Consider the following 14,330-nt stretch of genomic DNA (forward strand, 5'->3'; position numbering starts at 1 on the left):
GTCACGCGCTTTTCTGGACGACACCCGCCAGGACAGCGGCGCCGGTTTCGGCATCGTCCACCGATACCGCGAACTGCCGGCCGGAACGACGGGTTACCACGATGCCGGGTCCGCCGCGCAGCACCACCGCGGTAGCGCCCGGAACCAGCCGGAATCCGTATCCGCCGTAGTGGGCGGGCGAGATATCGGCCGCGGTGACCTCGCTGATCTCCGCGGGCGCCAGCCGCCACCGCGGCCAGCCGAGCAGACCGCTGCCGACGGTGAGTCCGCGCCGGTCGACGACCACGCGCACCACGGCGAGCTGGACCGCGAAGAGCCCGGCGAATACCGCGATCGCACCGACCAGCGGGTGCACCACCACCCCGACTGCCACACCGATCACCAGGGACGCCAGGCCGGTCAGCAGCATCCACGGCGAAGTGACCCGCCGCGACCAGCTCACGCGTTCGCCGTGGCCGATCGGGAGGGGTGCGACGGCCGCGGGTGCGTCAGCGGCCACGGGGCCGGCCGGAGCGATGAACCAGCCCGCCGCCCCGAACACCAGCGCGATCACCGCCGCCACGGGGAATGTCCAGCCGGGGAGGGTGGCCTGTGCGGCGTCCGCCAGGCCGAGGTTGGCGCGGGTGCTCGCGAACAGCACGACCCCGAGCAGTGCGCCGACTCCCCAGGCGCTGGCGACCAGCAAGCGGTTGGGGTCGAACGTCGTATCCGGCCGGCGCGCCGGTGCGTCCTGCCGGTTGGCGACCACCAGTATCACGGCGAACAGCGCGCCGAATCCGACGGCCAGCGCGGCGGCGATTCCCATGGTGGCCACGCGCCCGGTGAAACCGTCGGCGCCCTCGGCGGAGAAGTGGGTGGCCAGCGGATCGGGCAGATCATCGGCCGCGGTGGCCAGCAGGATCAGGTTGGGAACGGCACACACAATGGGCGGGAGCCCGGCCAGTAGGCAGAGCCGGAGCGAGCTGGGTCGTGTCACTGGTTCTCCTCGATTGTTATGTTTGAATCATAACAAAGGAACCAATAGGGCGCCGAGGGGGGTGGACCTGTCGGCGGGTCCGCGCACACTGACCCCATGGCCTACGACGAAGAGCTGGCGGAACGGATCCGCGACGTGCTGGGTGCCGCGACCGATATCGCGGAACGCAAGATGTTCGGCGGACTGGCATTCCTGTTCGGCGGGCATATGGGGGTCGTGGTGATGGGCGGAGGCGGACTGATGATCCGGATGGCGCCCGAGGCGGCGGCTGCGCTGGTCGACGATATCGACGTCGCGCCGATGGTGATGCAAGGCCGGGAACTGGACGGCTGGCTGCGGGTGCGGGCCGCCGCCGTCGGGAACGACCCCGCGCTCACGGAATGGGTCGATCGCGGCGCCCGGTTCGCCCGGACGCTGCCACCCAAGAAGATGCCGGCGGCGAAACCCAGGTCCGCCGAACCGGAATCCGCACGTCCGAAAGCCGCGAAACCGAAACGCTGAACCCGTCGCTCGGCGCGGTCATCCGGCGAAACGGCTCACCAGGCCTCGTTGGAGTTCAAGGCGACCAGCAGCCGGCGGATCGCGGCCACCCGGCGCGCCTTCTCCGGGAACTGGTCGAGCGCGCATTCCGGATCGGCCGGCGGCCCGAGGTGGGTACAGCCCCGCGGGCAGTCCTCGATCGCCGCGGCGAGATCGGTGAACGCGGCGATCACATCGTCGGGGGTGATATGGGCGAGGCCGAACGAGCGCACACCCGGGGTATCGATCACCCAGCCGCCACCCGGCAGCGCCAGCGCGACCGATTGCGTGGACGTGTGCTTACCCTTCCCGACCCCGGACACTTCGCCGACCGCGCGTGCGGCATCGGGAACCAGCCGGTTCACCAGCGTGGATTTACCGACCCCCGAATGCCCGAGGAAGCAGGTGAGCCGACCGGTGAGCAGTTCGAGCACGGGCTCGAGGGGGTCGTCGATCCCGCCGTACACGATGCGCAGATCCAGATCGTCGAAATCGGCGGCGAATTCGGAGTCGGCGGCCAGATCGTGTTTGGTCAGGCACAGCACCGGGGTCAGACCGCCGGCGTAGGCGGCGACCATCGCCCGTTCCACGAAACCGGTGCGCGGCGGCGGATCGGCCAGTGCTACGACGATGAAAAGTTGTTCGGCATTCCCGACGACCACCCGTTCGAACGGGTCCGTGTCGTCGGCGGTGCGCCGCAGGACGGTGCGGCGTTCGGCGACGCGCACGATCCGCGCGAGGGTATCGGGACGGCCGGACAGATCACCGACCACATCCACCTGATCGCCCACCACGATCGGGGTGCGTCCCAGTTCCCGGGCGCGCATCGCCACCAGCGGCCGGGCCGGGTCACCGTCGAGGACACATCCCCAGCGGCCGCGGTCCACCGAGACCACCATCGCCGGCCGGGCGTCCCGATGTTCCGGCCGGGTCTTGGTCCGCGGCCGCGAACTGCGCCCCGGACGCACCCGGACATCGGATTCGTCGTACGAGGCGCTGCTGCGACCGCGGCGGCTCAGCGGGCCGCTCCCGGTGCGGCCGTTTCCGGGTCGAGCATCGACTCCCACAGGGCGACGAAATCGGGCAGAGTCTTGGCGGTGGTGCCGATATCCTCGATCTCCACGCCGGGGACGGCGAGGCCGAGAATCGCGCCGGCCGTGGCCATCCGATGGTCGGCGTAGGAGTGCCAGCGGCCGCCGTGCAGCGGTGCCGGGGTGATCTCCAGGCCGTCCTCGGTTTCGGTCACCTGCCCGCCGAGACGGTTGATCTCGGTGGACAGGGCCGCGAGCCGGTCGGTTTCGTGGCCGCGCAGATGGGCGATACCCCGCAGCCGCGATTCCGAATCCGCCAGCGCGGCCAGCGCGGCGACGGTGGGCGTCAGCTCGCCCACATCGTGCAGATCGATATCGATACCGGCCAGCCGGTCCGGGCCGGTCACCGTGAGGGCGCCGTCGGAGAAGCCCGCTTCGGCACCCATGCGCACCAGGATCTCCCGGATCACGTCACCGGCCTGCGTGGTCAGGCGCGGCCAGTGCGGGATGCTCACCCGCCCGCCGGTGACCGCCGCGGCGGCGAGGAACGGGGTGGCATTGGACAGATCGGGCTCCACGCTCCAGTCGACCGCGCGGATCGCACCCGGAGCCACGGTCCAGATCTGTTCGGCGCGCGGATCGGCGGGCGCCTCGACCGTCACATCGGCGCGGCGCAGCATTTCCACCGTCATCTCGATATGCGGCATGGAGGGCAGTGCGCTACCGGAATGCCGGACCACCACACCCTCGTCGAACCGGGCGCCCGACAGCAGCAGCCCGGAAACGAACTGCGAGGAACCGGAGGCGTCGATGGTGATGGTGCCGCCGCGCAGCGATCCGTTGCCGCGCACGGTGAACGGCAGGGCGTCGCCCTCGATCGTGGCGCCCAGCCCGCGCAGTGCGTCGAGGATGGTGCGCAGTGGCCGGACGCGTGCGGCGATATCGCCGTCGAAAGCGCTGTCGCCCGCGGCCAGGGTGGCGACCGGCGGGACGAAGCGCATCACCGTACCGGCCAGCCCGCAATCGACCTGCCCGCCCCGTAGCGGGCCGGGGGTGACGGCGAGGGTATCTGCGTCACCGATGATCTGGGTGCCGAGTGCACGCAGCGCCTCGATCATCAGGCCGGTATCGCGGCTGCGTAGCGCCCCGGTGATGGTGGACGGGCCGTCGGCGAGCGCGGCCAGGACCAGCGCTCTGTTCGTGATCGATTTGGAGCCGGGCAGGGTGACGGTCGCCTGCACGGGGGCGTCGACATGGGGCGCTGGCCAGAAACTCACTCGACCATCTTGGCGCATCGGGGTGACAGGCGCGCCGGTGGTGCGGTCGAGTGTGTCGCCGGGCACCACCGGCCGCCTGTTCATCTGTGCCGGACTATCACTTGTTGCGGCCGTGCAGCAGCGGCACCATCCTGCGCAACATCTTCATATTCGCCTGGGTGCGGCGGTAACTCATCAGTGCCATACCCGGGATGGTGAACTTCTGCACCGCGATCGAATGCGGCCGCGCGAATTCCCGCAGACCCGGTTCGCCGTGGATCCGGCCGATCCCGGAATCGGCGCTACCACCGAACGGGAGACCCGGGATGGCGGCGAAACCGAGCACCGAGTTCACCGAGGTCGCGCCGACCTTCAGGCGCCGGGCGATCTCGAGGCCCTGTTTCTTCGAGTACACCGCCGAGGCCAGGCCGAAGGTGGTGTTGTTGGCCAGTTCGATCGCTTCGTCGATGCTGTCCACCGTGGTGACGGTGACGGTCGGGCCGAAGGTCTCTTCCTTGACGGCGGCGGAGTTCTCGTCGACGTCGACCAGGACGACCGGTTCGATGTAGGGGCCCTTGACCGATTCCGGCCCGCCCAGCAGTGCCTTGCCGCCGCTGGCGAGCGCGGCCTCGATATGCCGTTTCACGATATCGATCTGACTCGGCATGGTCATCGGGCCGTAGTTGGCGCCGGCGTCCGAACCCGGTTTCACATCCTTCAGGATCCGGGTCAGTTCGCTCAGGAATTCTTCCTTGACCGATTTGTCCACGTAGACGCGTTCGACGCCGGCGCAGGTCTGGCCGCTGTTGGAGGTGGCGCCCCAGGCCACGGCGTCGGCCGCGGCCTTCACATCGGCGTCGGCCGCGACGATGACCGGGTCCTTACCGCCGCATTCCAGCAGGACCGGGGTGAGGTTCTCGGCGGCCGAGGCCATGATCTTGCGGCCGGTGGCGGCCGAGCCGGTGAACGCGACCTTGTCGACGCCGGCCTTCACCAGCGCCGCGCCGGTGGCGCCGAACCCGTTGATCGCGAGGAACACGCCCTCGGGCAGTTCGGGATTGGCCTCGGAGAATGCCTCGGCCAGGAAGTTGCCGATACCGGTGGAGAATTCCGACGGCTTGAAGACGACGGTGTTACCGGCCGCGAGCGCGTAGGCGATGGAACCGTTCGGGGTGTACACCGGGTAATTCCACGGGCCGATGATTCCGATGACGCCCAGCGGGCGGTATTCGATGCGGGCGGAGAAATTCGCCATCATCGGGCCGGACGGAATCTTCTGCGGCGACAGCGTCTTCTTGGCATGTTTGGCGGCCCAGGCGATATGTTCCAGCGCCAGCATCAGCTCGAGGAAGGCGTCGTCGACCGGTTTGCCGTTCTCGGCGTGGATGAGTTCGCAGAACTCGTCGGCTTTGGCGACAAGCCTGCTGGACCAGCGCAACAGTGCTTTCTTGCGGCCGTCGAAGCCCAGGTCCGCCCAGACCGGGGTGGCGGCGCGGGCCTTGGCGACGGCCTCGGCGACGGCCTGCTCGTCGGCGATCGGATAGGTGGCCAGCGTCGCGCCGGTGGCCGGATCGACCGAGGTCAGCACCGACGCTTTCTCGGTGGCGTTTTCTGTGGTTGTCACAGGGTCTCCTCTGCGGAAGTAGGGCGGTTGCTGCGCGCGCGAACGGGCAGCCTGTGACCGCCACGTCCCCGTTGAGAGAATGCTAAGACATAACTCTCAACACGTCACCTAGTACTAGCCCCATTGTCGTCCTCCGGGCGGCAATTGTCTCGATCTGTCGGTATTCGGTGCGAGGATCGGAAGTATGTGCGGACGTTATGCGACGACCACGAATCCGGGGCGCCTCGCTGCCGAACTGGACGCGATCGATGAAACCGGGCCCGTCGATCCGGGTATCCGGCCGAACAGCGCGGCCGCCGAATCGAGCGCGCCGGAAGCCGCGGCCGGTGAACCGGAACGGCGGTGGGCCAATTACAACGTCGCCCCGACGACGCAGATCCTCACCGTGGTCGAACGGCACGACCACGACCATCCGCGCGACGCGCCGACCCGGCGGATCCGCCGGATGCGCTGGGGATTGATCCCGCACTGGACCAAAGCCGCCGAACCGGGTGTACCGGTCAAGGGCAAGCCGTTGTTCAACGCCCGCGCGGACAAGGCGGCGAGCCTGCCCTCGTTCCGTGACGCGGTGAAGTACCGCCGCTGCCTGGTGCCCATGGACGGCTGGTACGAATGGCTGGTCGAGCCCGATCCGGCCGGTCCCGGCCGGGGCAAGAAACCGAAGGTGATCAAACACCCGTACTTCATGTCCCGGGCCGACGGTTCGCGGCTCTACATGGCGGGTCTGTGGTCGGTCTGGCGGGACCGCTCTCTCGACGCCGCCGCGCCCCTGCTGTCCTGCACCATTCTCACCACCGACGCGATCGGCGATCTCACCCGTATCCACGACCGCATGCCGCTACCCATGCCGGAGGAGCACTGGGAAGCCTGGCTGGATCCGGACCATCCGGCGCCTGCCGAACTGCTGGAACCGCCGAGCGCGGAACTGGTTGCCCAGATCGCGGCGCGTCCGGTGACGCCGCTGGTGAACAGCGTGAAGAACAACGGCCCGGAACTGCTGGCGCCCGCCGACGGCCCGGCCGAACAGCCGACGCTGCTGTGACGACGGCTGTTTCCGGGGCCGTGTCACCGGCCCCGGAACAGCCGTGGTCAGCTACCGCCCAGCGGGCACTTCACCGCGGGGGTCGCGATACTCAGACCGCATTTGAGCAGATCGGCACTGAGATCGATGGTTTCGGAGAGGATGCCACCGCCTGCCTTCTCCGCCCGCTCGGCCGGGTCGTTCTCCTTTTTGCCGTCATCGGTCGCACCGTCCTCCCCGCCGAGCGGGTACTCCGCCGGGGCCGCGTGCGCGGTCGCGGCGAACGGGGTGGTCAGTAGGGCGGGGGCGACAGTGAGTGCCGCGGCCGCGGATACGGCGAAGAACGCGGTGCGCAGGGGTTTGCGCGGGGACATATCGCATCACATCCTCGGGTCGGTCCATCGGTCGCTCACCAGTAACGCATACGTTGCGGCGCGTCCCGGGGTATCCACGCCCGGCGCCAGGGCGAGTTGCCCGATTACGGGGTGAGAAGACGGCGATTACGCCCCCGGCGCCGCGGCCAGTTCGCGTTCCTCCGCCGCGGGACGGGCCGCGAACGGACATTGCCAGTCCGCGGGTTTGGGACGACCCGAGTAGCGGCGCGCCTCGGAGAGCTTCTCGTACTCCAGCAGGTTGGGATTGATATCGCCCTGCAGCATGATGTCCTGTTTGCGGATCTTCTCCGCCAGCCGGTCCCACATCCCCGCCGCTTTGATCAGGCCGAACTGTTCATGGGAATTGAACGCCAGCGTCGGGAACGGCGGCCGCCGGCCGAACCGCCGATGCGTCTCGTGCAGTCCGATCACAAAGAACGGATGCCCGGCCACGCTGTATCCGAACTCGCCGGACCGGGGGTCGGACGAGTATCCGGCCGCCCACCCGTAATTGTCCGCATCCGCCTCGTGCAGCAACTGCAGGTGCTGCCACAGCAACTCTTCGAACCGCAACTCGTCCACCCCGCGGGGCTGCTCGAAAGTGGCGATGAAGCTGGTGAAATTCCGCGGACTCCAGTCCGCGGCGCCGACGAACTCGGCGAGATCGAGTGCCATCAACCGAGCCGAGTCTGCACCACCCAGCAGGTCGTAGTGGCGGTGGGTGATACCGCCGCGGCGCCAGGCGGAGCGTCCCGCCAGACAGGCGAACCGGTCTCCGAGCAGAAACTTCTCCAGCTCGGCTCGCGCGTCCGTCGTCAATCCCGGTGTTCCTTTCAACCACGTAATCCTCGGTTCGGAGGCGGTTCACCTGGTTGAACCGGTGAATCGGCCCGCCTCGACCGCACTGCGCTGCCGATCTTGTCAGCAGACCGGCGCCACGCGCGAATCGAGCGGAGCGCCCCGGCGGCGGATGGTCCTGCTACGGGGCAGCAAACCGTCTTACGGACATGCCGAGGATCACAGCACCGGTGCCGGCCCGACCCCGGGACGGCGCTCGGCACCCGTGCCCTGCCCGCTCACCGGACCTGGCCCTACGGGAGCGGGAACGCGCTCACCGGACTGCGCCCGCAGTGAACCGGCCGAACGCTCGGCCGGCCCATCGGCACGAGGCGGCAGGTTGTCTCCGGCTGGGTATCGGCAACATCCCCGTGACCGGCAACGCCCGGGCCGGCGCGGGGGTCACGCGGTGACCGGCGCGGTGACAGCGCCGGCCAGGCGGATCAGATCGGCGGGAGCGAGCTCGATCTCCACGCCACGCTTACCCGCGCTGCAGAACACGGTGTCCCAGTCCGCTGCAGAGGCGTCCACCACGGTCGGCAGCCGCCGGCGCTGCCCCAGCGGAGAAATCCCGCCGAGCACGTAGCCGGTGGTGCGCTCGGCTTTCACCCGGTCCGCCATCGTTGCCTTCGGCGCGCCCAGCGCCGCGGCCGCCGCTTTCAACGACAGGGTCGTGGGTACCGGCAGCACCGCCACCGCGAGCGAGCCGGTGGACAGCTCCAGAACGAGGGTTTTGAAGATCTGCCGGGCATCTGTCCCGAGCCGCGCGCACAGCACGTCGACGGCCTCGGTGCCGTAGGAGTCGCTCCGCGGGTCGTGGTCGTAACTGTGCACGGTGTGCCGGGCCCCGTCCGCGACCAGCGCGCGGATCGCCGGTGTGGCTCCTGCTGCCATGGGCAGCACCTTAGCGGGAAGCGCCCGGCACCGGGTCCCTCGCGCCGGCGGCGACGAGGGGTGGTCCCCGCGCAGTCGACCGGGTGGCTCCCTCCGAACCGGCTTTGTGGTGGTCGGGAACAGTTCGCACGCGGTGCGGGTTGTACGCGGCAGATACCGGCACCGGGCGGGCCTCGACAACGGCCACCGGTGCGAAACCCCCGTCAGAGCGAAGGAGCGACGGTGCCAGTACTCGTCGAACAACGCCCGATCACGCACGATCCGGCCCCGGCGCGCACGCGGTTCTTCTCCGACTTCACACTCCCGGTAGATTTGGCTGGTGAACCTATCGAAGGGACACGTGTGACGAGCGAGGACGACGTGGCGACCGGAACCGGCGCCGACGAGCGGCCTGCCGACCAGCCGGAAACCGGCGCCGAACTGGACCGGCGGTTCGAGCGGGATGCGCTACCCATGCTGGACCAGCTCTACGGCGCCGCACTGCGGATGACGCGTAACCCGGCCGACGCCGAGGACCTGGTTCAGGAGACCTACGTCAAGGCCTATGCCGGTTTCAAATCCTTCAAAGAAGGCACCAACCTGCGGGCCTGGCTGTATCGGATTCTCACCAACACCTACATCAATTCCTACCGCAAGAAACAGCGTCAGCCCGCGCAGTACCCCACCGACGAGATCACCGACTGGCAGCTCGCGGCCACCGCCGAGCACAGTTCGACGGGTCTGCGCTCGGCCGAGGTCGAGGCTCTCGACGCCCTGCCGGACGACGATATCAAGGCCGCCCTCATCCAGTTGCCCGAAGAATTCCGGATGGCGGTGTACTACGCCGATGTCGAAGGGTTCCCGTACAAGGAAATCGCCGACATCATGGGGACCCCCATCGGTACGGTGATGTCCCGGCTGCACCGCGGCCGGAAACAGCTGAAGGGTCTGCTCGCCGACGTGGCACGTGAACGAGGGTTCCACCGCACCGGCGAGTCCGGGAATGCCGATACCGCCACCGAGGTGCGCCAGGAGGTCAAGCAGTGAGCACCGAGCATGACCCCGATATGGAGCTCGACTGCACGGCGGTATTGGCCGATGTGTGGCTGATGCTCGACGGTGAGTGCGACGACCGCACCCGCGAACGTCTCCAGCACCATATGGACCACTGCGCCCCGTGTATCGAGGCCTACGGTATCGAAGAGAAGATCAAAAGCCTGCTCAGCCGCAAATGCGGCGGCGACAAGGCCCCCGATTCGCTGCGTGAACGGCTCATGGTGGAGATCCGCACCCGCTCGGTGAAGGTGACCACCGAGGAGAGCCCGGCCGAATAGGCCGCCGCTTAATCCGGTGCGCGCCGCGGCGCCGAAGGTCTTCCGGAAAACGACAACCCGCGCTCCTCAGGAGCGCGGGTTGTCCGTTTCCCGTATCTGTGCCGGCGGCTCAGGCGTTGGGACGTTTGCCGTGATTGGCGGCGTTGCCCTTACGACTGCGCTTCTTGCGGCCACGCTTACCCATGGGTAGCTCCCTCCTGGGGACTTTTCCCGCGACTGCGGGGAGTACATGTTGATCCCGGCCATTGTTTCACGTGTGATTGGCTGTATCGACGGCGGTACGCCCCGCGGCGGCCCCGGTATCGGAACGAACCTACTGAACGAGGTGTCATGGCGGAAGAAGTGCGGGCGGAAATGGTCTCCACGGTGCTCACCGTCGAAGTCGAGGTCGGCGAGCAGGTCGTCACCGATCAGACGTTGGTGCTGCTCGAGTCGATGAAGATGGAGATCCCGGTGCTCGCCGAAGCGGGCGGCGCGGTCTCCTCGATCGCCGTCGAACCCGGCCAGGTCCTCCAGGCGGGCGACCTCATCGCCGTGATCGATTGACGGTTCGCCGATCCAGGTGTTTCGCGGGCGGGTTCATGCTCCGCGATAGTGCTCCGCGACAGCGGTGAAGGCTTCCTTGGGTTCCCAGGCCATATCCGGGTAGGTGGTTCCGCGCCCTCCCGGCAGGACCTTGACGATGCCCAGACCGGCGAGGTCGAGATCGTCGCGCGGATCGCCGGTCACCCGGTGCGGGTGGCTGTAGAGCGCGAACAGGAACACGAAAGTGCTGTCCACGCCCTCGGCGTCGAATATCTCCAGAAGTTCCCGCAGATAGGCGGCCTGCCCATGCTCGTCGCGGGCATAGTCCCCGCTCAGCCGGGCGGGGTTGCCGTGATCGTCGTATTCGACGATCTCCATACTCCGCGGCGCCACCGCACCCGAGCCTTGCCAGGTGGCCGTGCCGAAGCCGGTGACGGCGACCGGTTTGCCCTGCGCCACGAGGTCGCGCACGCCGGCGCGGAACTGATCGGCCACCTCCGCGGAGCGGATCAGCTCGATCGCGACGAAGTCGAACGGTGACCAGTCGATCCGCTCGAACGGTATGCAGGCGTAGGTGATCCTGCCCCGAAAATGTTCGCGGATCACCGGCAGGGCGCCCGCGAAGAAATCCCCTAGGCGGGCACTCACCGCGGCGATCCGCTCCGCCCGGCGGTCCACCTCACCCAACAGCAGGTCCAGCCGCTGCTCGACGCTGTCCCCGGGGAGAAATCCGCGGTTCATGATGCTCAGTTCGACCCCGGCGACGAAGACCACTTCGGCGCCGTCGCGGCGTAGCCGCTCCGCTCGCCGCGCGCAGTCGGTGAACAGGGCCAGGATCTGGTCGCCGGTGAGTTCCAGCGGGTAGGGCGAGAACCAGACCTCCAGTCCCAGCCCGGCGGCGCAGCGCGCGGCGAGTTCGAGTCTGCCGGCGTCACCGCCGACGATCTGGACGGCATTGCAGTGCAGATCGTCGCGAATGATGGTGAGTTCGCGCTCGACCACCGCCGGCTCGAAGTCCGGCCGCGAACTCCGGCCGTTCCGGATGAAACCGGTGTCGTAGGTCATCCCTTTGCCACGCATGAGCGTATTCCGTTCTGTCGGTGTCGGTGTCGGTGTCGGTGTCGGTGTCGGTGTCGGTGTCGGTGTCGGTGTCCTTCGCGGGGCACGCTAGCCGAGAAAATTGCGTACACGCAAATTTGCGTACGCGCATGAATTATGGCAACCTGCTTGGGTGGCAAGAGAACAGCCGGGATTACGGGAACGGAAGAAGCAGGCCACTCGGGTGGCGCTGCGGGAGGCTGCCTTGCGGCTGGCGTTCGAACACGGTCCCGAGAACGTCCGGGTCGAGGACATCGCCGCCGCCGCGGATGTCTCGCCGCGGACATACAACAACTACTTCTCCAGCCGCGAGCACGCGATCGTCGCCGCCGTTGCCGCCGAACGCGAGGCGCAGATCGCCGCGGCCGTCGCGGCCCGCCCGGCCGGAGACCGCCTCGCCGACGTCGTCACCGCGGCGATCGTCGCCCAGTACACCGACCCGGGTGAACGCGCTCGCGACACCCTCCTGCTGATCACCACCCATCCACCACTACGCGGCGCCTTCCTCGAAACGACGGCCGCGCTCGAACAACCACTCGCCGACGCGATAGCCGGCCGTCTCCGCGACGCCGACTCACTCACCGCCCGGGTCTTGGCGGCCGCCGCGGCCGCCGCGGTGCGCGTCGCCCTCGAACAATGGCTACAGCCACCTGCCGCTTCCATGGCCGCCACCGGCTTGATGGTCCCGTCCGGATCGCTCCCCGGTCTACTCCACGCCGCACTGGCACCGCTGGGACCCGCCTTCGACGCAGCCGAGCAGACCACCACCGGGCCCGGGTAACACGCCCCTTGGATATTGCCGCCTCATCCGGACACATACCCGGGGTCGGCCACGCCCGGGTACTCCCGCTCGAGCCGCACAAGGACGCGGAGGTTCGGCCCGCACCGTCTCCCGCGGAAGCGACGAGCCCGAAAGGTCCCATAGCCCGCACCGAACGTGCAGCGGCACCGCCGCGCGTACCGAGTGTGCAAAGCAGGGATCAAGGGGTGCCCGAACCCTGCGGCGCCGAAGGCGAAGCAGAAACACAGGGCCGAAACGCCGCGGCGTCGCGGGCGGCGCCAGAATTGGCTCATGTCCACACTGAGTGATCTGCTGGCCGAACACACCGATCTACCCGGGGTGGCGGTGGATCATCTGCAGCGAGTAGTGGGGGATTGGCAACTGCTCGCGGATCTTTCGTTCGCGGATCTGCTGCTGTGGGTCGGGGCGGGGCCGATCGACGACGGGGCCGATATCGTCTGTGTTGCGCAGTGCCGGCCGACGACCGCGCCGACCGTTCATCTCGAGGATCTGGTCGGGACTGTTGCCCGTCGTTCGGAGCACGCCCAGGTGTTCGACGCCTTGCTCAGCGGGGAAACCGTGCGGACCGACGCCGAGGGGGAGGCCCAGGGCGTCTACCACCCTTACCCGGTGCAGGCCATCCGTGAGGCGATTCCGGTGCGCTGCGGAGACGATGTGATCGCGGTGCTCAGCCGCGATACCGACCGGCAGCGGTCACGGGTGCGCAGCGGCCTGGAGATCGCCTATGTGGCGTGCGCCGACGATCTGTGCCAGATGATTGCGGACGGCACCTTCCCGACCACCGAGGACCGCGCTGCGACCCATTCCAGTCCACGGGCGGGGGACGGGTTCATTCGGCTCGATACCGAGGGCATCGTCACCTACGCCAGCCCGAACGCGTTGTCGGCGTATCACCGGATGGGATTGCAGGCGGATCTGGCGGGGCAAGATCTGGCCACCACCACGCGCTCGCTGATCACCGACCCGTTCGATGCGCAGGAGGTGGTGGGCGATATCCAGGCCGCGCTGGCCGGGCGCACCGGGCGGCGGATGGAGGTGGAGGCGCGGGGCGCCACCGTACTGTTGCGCACGTTGGTGCTGCGCCCGCACGGTGAACTCGCCGGGGCGGCGGTCCTGGTCCGTGACGTCACCGAGGTCAAGCGGCGCGACCGGGCACTGCTCAGCAAGGACGCCACCATCCGCGAAATCCACCATCGGGTGAAGAACAATTTGCAGACCGTGGCCGCGCTACTGCGGTTGCAGGCGCGGCGCACCGAGAACGAGGAGGCCCGGGTCGCGCTCACCGAATCGGTACGTCGGGTGACCTCTATCGCGTCGGTGCACGAAATGCTGTCCATGTCGGTGGACGAAGAGGTCGATCTGGACGAGGTCGTGGACCGGCTGCTGCCGATCATGGCCGATGTCGCCACCGTGCACACCGCCCGGATCACCGTGCGCCGCGCGGGCTCGCTGGGCGTTTTCTCCGCGGAGCGGGCCACACCATTGGTAATGGTGCTGACCGAACTCGTGCAGAACGCCATCGAGCACGCCTTCGACGGCGGCCAGAACGGTACGGTCACCATTCGTTCGGAGCGTTCGGCGCGCTGGCTGGACGTGATCATCAGCGATGACGGTCGCGGCCTACCGCCCGGATTCAGCCTGGAATCGTCGGACAGCCTGGGTTTGCAGATCGTGCGCACGCTGGTGACCGCGGAATTGGGCGGGACGATCGGGTTGCATCCCGGTACCGATATCGGGACGGACGCGGTGCTGCGGGTGCCGCTGGGGCGCCGTGCGGCGCGCTGATACCCGACGGAAACTCGCCGGTTTCAATTATGCATACCGAAGATCAGCTGTGGTCGAGAACACCGCATAACAATTATCGGGCGACGTTCCGGCAAATTCCGGGCCTGTCCGGATAAGGCCCCGGAAAAACTTCGGCGCCGCCCCCCAAATAAAGGTGGGGGGGCGGGGGGGGGGGTGGGGGGCCGCGTTTGTCCGGCGCCCGCGCGGCCCGGCGCCGCTGGCGGGACCGCTGCCGACGAGCTCGGCCGTGTGGGCAGCGCGGGGGAGTCCGAGAC

The 14,330-nt window shown here is 68.3% G+C and carries 16 protein-coding genes; 7 read left to right on the forward strand and 9 right to left on the reverse strand.

Annotated elements, in window-relative coordinates:
• Position 1 precedes the first annotated feature (1 nt).
• Positions 2 to 976, reverse strand: coding sequence for a hypothetical protein (locus QH276_RS26680; protein WP_280397544.1), 975 nt, complete (start codon positions 974 to 976; stop codon positions 2 to 4).
• Between the two features lie 96 nt (positions 977 to 1,072).
• Between QH276_RS26680 and QH276_RS26685 the strand changes: the two genes are divergently transcribed.
• The gene (locus tag QH276_RS26685) at positions 1,073 to 1,477 is read left to right on the forward strand and encodes a TfoX/Sxy family protein (protein ID WP_280397543.1); all 405 of its coding nucleotides are present in this window, start codon (positions 1,073 to 1,075) and stop codon (positions 1,475 to 1,477) included.
• Between the two features lie 35 nt (positions 1,478 to 1,512).
• On the opposite strand, the gene rsgA is transcribed toward QH276_RS26685, so the two are convergent.
• The 3 genes from rsgA to QH276_RS26700 all read right to left on the reverse strand — a co-directional run bounded on the left by rsgA (position 1,513) and on the right by QH276_RS26700 (position 5,406).
• Complete coding sequence (gene rsgA / locus QH276_RS26690; protein ID WP_280397556.1) at positions 1,513 to 2,514, reverse strand: ribosome small subunit-dependent GTPase A; 1,002 nt, start codon at positions 2,512 to 2,514, stop codon at positions 1,513 to 1,515.
• Positions 2,511 to 3,821, reverse strand: a complete 1,311-nt coding sequence (gene aroA / locus QH276_RS26695; protein ID WP_280397555.1) for a 3-phosphoshikimate 1-carboxyvinyltransferase — start codon at positions 3,819 to 3,821, stop codon at positions 2,511 to 2,513. The genes rsgA and aroA overlap by 4 nt, the downstream gene beginning before the upstream one ends.
• Positions 3,822 to 3,900: 79 nt before the next feature.
• Complete coding sequence (locus QH276_RS26700) at positions 3,901 to 5,406, reverse strand: aldehyde dehydrogenase family protein (protein ID WP_280397542.1); 1,506 nt, start codon at positions 5,404 to 5,406, stop codon at positions 3,901 to 3,903.
• A 184-nt stretch (positions 5,407 to 5,590) separates the two neighbouring features.
• Here QH276_RS26700 and QH276_RS26705 point away from each other — a divergent pair, with 184 nt between their 5' ends.
• Positions 5,591 to 6,448: an SOS response-associated peptidase gene (locus QH276_RS26705; RefSeq protein WP_280397541.1), complete on the forward strand. Its 858-nt coding sequence runs from the start codon at positions 5,591 to 5,593 to the stop codon at positions 6,446 to 6,448.
• 47 nt (positions 6,449 to 6,495) lie between these two features.
• Here the strand turns inward: QH276_RS26705 and QH276_RS26710 are convergent, their stop codons facing one another.
• The 3 genes from QH276_RS26710 to ybaK form a co-directional block, all read right to left on the reverse strand.
• On the reverse strand, positions 6,496 to 6,801 hold the full coding sequence (locus QH276_RS26710) for a hypothetical protein (RefSeq protein ID WP_280397540.1): 306 nt from the start codon (positions 6,799 to 6,801) through the stop codon (positions 6,496 to 6,498).
• A gap of 126 nt (positions 6,802 to 6,927) precedes the next feature.
• Positions 6,928 to 7,620 (reverse strand): guanitoxin biosynthesis heme-dependent pre-guanitoxin N-hydroxylase GntA, encoded by a 693-nt coding sequence (gntA, locus tag QH276_RS26715; protein ID WP_280397539.1) that lies wholly within the window; start codon positions 7,618 to 7,620, stop codon positions 6,928 to 6,930.
• 420 nt (positions 7,621 to 8,040) lie between these two features.
• The gene (gene ybaK, locus QH276_RS26720) at positions 8,041 to 8,532 is read right to left on the reverse strand and encodes a Cys-tRNA(Pro) deacylase (protein WP_280397538.1); all 492 of its coding nucleotides are present in this window, start codon (positions 8,530 to 8,532) and stop codon (positions 8,041 to 8,043) included.
• Positions 8,533 to 8,874: 342 nt separating this feature from the next.
• On the opposite strand from ybaK, the gene QH276_RS26725 reads away from it, so the two are divergent.
• Positions 8,875 to 9,558: a sigma-70 family RNA polymerase sigma factor gene (locus QH276_RS26725; RefSeq protein ID WP_280397537.1), complete on the forward strand. Its 684-nt coding sequence runs from the start codon at positions 8,875 to 8,877 to the stop codon at positions 9,556 to 9,558.
• 20 nt (positions 9,559 to 9,578) lie between these two features.
• Entirely contained in the window at positions 9,579 to 9,845 is a 267-nt protein-coding gene (gene rsrA, locus QH276_RS26730; RefSeq protein ID WP_280397554.1) for a mycothiol system anti-sigma-R factor, read from the forward strand.
• A 109-nt stretch (positions 9,846 to 9,954) separates the two neighbouring features.
• Here rsrA and QH276_RS35615 read toward each other — a convergent pair whose 3' ends face one another.
• Positions 9,955 to 10,029, reverse strand: coding sequence for a 50S ribosomal protein bL37 (locus QH276_RS35615; RefSeq protein WP_022597109.1), 75 nt, complete (start codon positions 10,027 to 10,029; stop codon positions 9,955 to 9,957).
• 146 nt (positions 10,030 to 10,175) lie between these two features.
• On the opposite strand from QH276_RS35615, the gene QH276_RS26735 reads away from it, so the two are divergent.
• On the forward strand, positions 10,176 to 10,391 hold the full coding sequence (locus QH276_RS26735) for a biotin/lipoyl-binding carrier protein (protein ID WP_280397536.1): 216 nt from the start codon (positions 10,176 to 10,178) through the stop codon (positions 10,389 to 10,391).
• Positions 10,392 to 10,424: 33 nt separating this feature from the next.
• On the opposite strand, the gene QH276_RS26740 is transcribed toward QH276_RS26735, so the two are convergent.
• Positions 10,425 to 11,450 (reverse strand): hypothetical protein, encoded by a 1,026-nt coding sequence (locus QH276_RS26740; protein WP_280397535.1) that lies wholly within the window; start codon positions 11,448 to 11,450, stop codon positions 10,425 to 10,427.
• 151 nt (positions 11,451 to 11,601) lie between these two features.
• On the opposite strand from QH276_RS26740, the gene QH276_RS26745 reads away from it, so the two are divergent.
• Both QH276_RS26745 and QH276_RS26750 read left to right on the forward strand, forming a co-directional pair.
• Complete coding sequence (locus QH276_RS26745; RefSeq protein ID WP_280397534.1) at positions 11,602 to 12,249, forward strand: TetR/AcrR family transcriptional regulator; 648 nt, start codon at positions 11,602 to 11,604, stop codon at positions 12,247 to 12,249.
• Positions 12,250 to 12,540: 291 nt separating this feature from the next.
• Entirely contained in the window at positions 12,541 to 14,055 is a 1,515-nt protein-coding gene (locus QH276_RS26750) for a sensor histidine kinase (RefSeq protein WP_280397533.1), read from the forward strand.
• Positions 14,056 to 14,330 lie beyond the last annotated feature (275 nt).

Source organism: Nocardia carnea (assembly GCF_029869215.1).
Taxonomy (GTDB): Bacteria; Actinomycetota; Actinomycetes; order Mycobacteriales; family Mycobacteriaceae; genus Nocardia; species Nocardia carnea_B.

Bases quoted from the DNA above. Each gene is read 5' to 3' on its own strand.
- QH276_RS26750 (WP_280397533.1), top strand. From the start codon at position 12,541: ATGTCCACACTGAGTGATCTGCTGGCCGAACACACCGATCTACCCGGG.
- QH276_RS26735 (WP_280397536.1), top strand. From the start codon at position 10,176: ATGGCGGAAGAAGTGCGGGCGGAAATGGTCTCCACGGTGCTCACCGTC.
- rsrA (WP_280397554.1), top strand. From the start codon at position 9,579: ATGGAGCTCGACTGCACGGCGGTATTGGCCGATGTGTGGCTGATGCTC.
- ybaK (WP_280397538.1), bottom strand. From the start codon at position 8,532: ATGGCAGCAGGAGCCACACCGGCGATCCGCGCGCTGGTCGCGGACGGG.
- aroA (WP_280397555.1), bottom strand. From the start codon at position 3,821: ATGCGCCAAGATGGTCGAGTGAGTTTCTGGCCAGCGCCCCATGTCGAC.
- QH276_RS26705 (WP_280397541.1), top strand. From the start codon at position 5,591: ATGTGCGGACGTTATGCGACGACCACGAATCCGGGGCGCCTCGCTGCC.
- QH276_RS26685 (WP_280397543.1), top strand. From the start codon at position 1,073: ATGGCCTACGACGAAGAGCTGGCGGAACGGATCCGCGACGTGCTGGGT.
- QH276_RS26710 (WP_280397540.1), bottom strand. From the start codon at position 6,801: ATGTCCCCGCGCAAACCCCTGCGCACCGCGTTCTTCGCCGTATCCGCG.
- QH276_RS26740 (WP_280397535.1), bottom strand. From the start codon at position 11,450: ATGCGTGGCAAAGGGATGACCTACGACACCGGTTTCATCCGGAACGGC.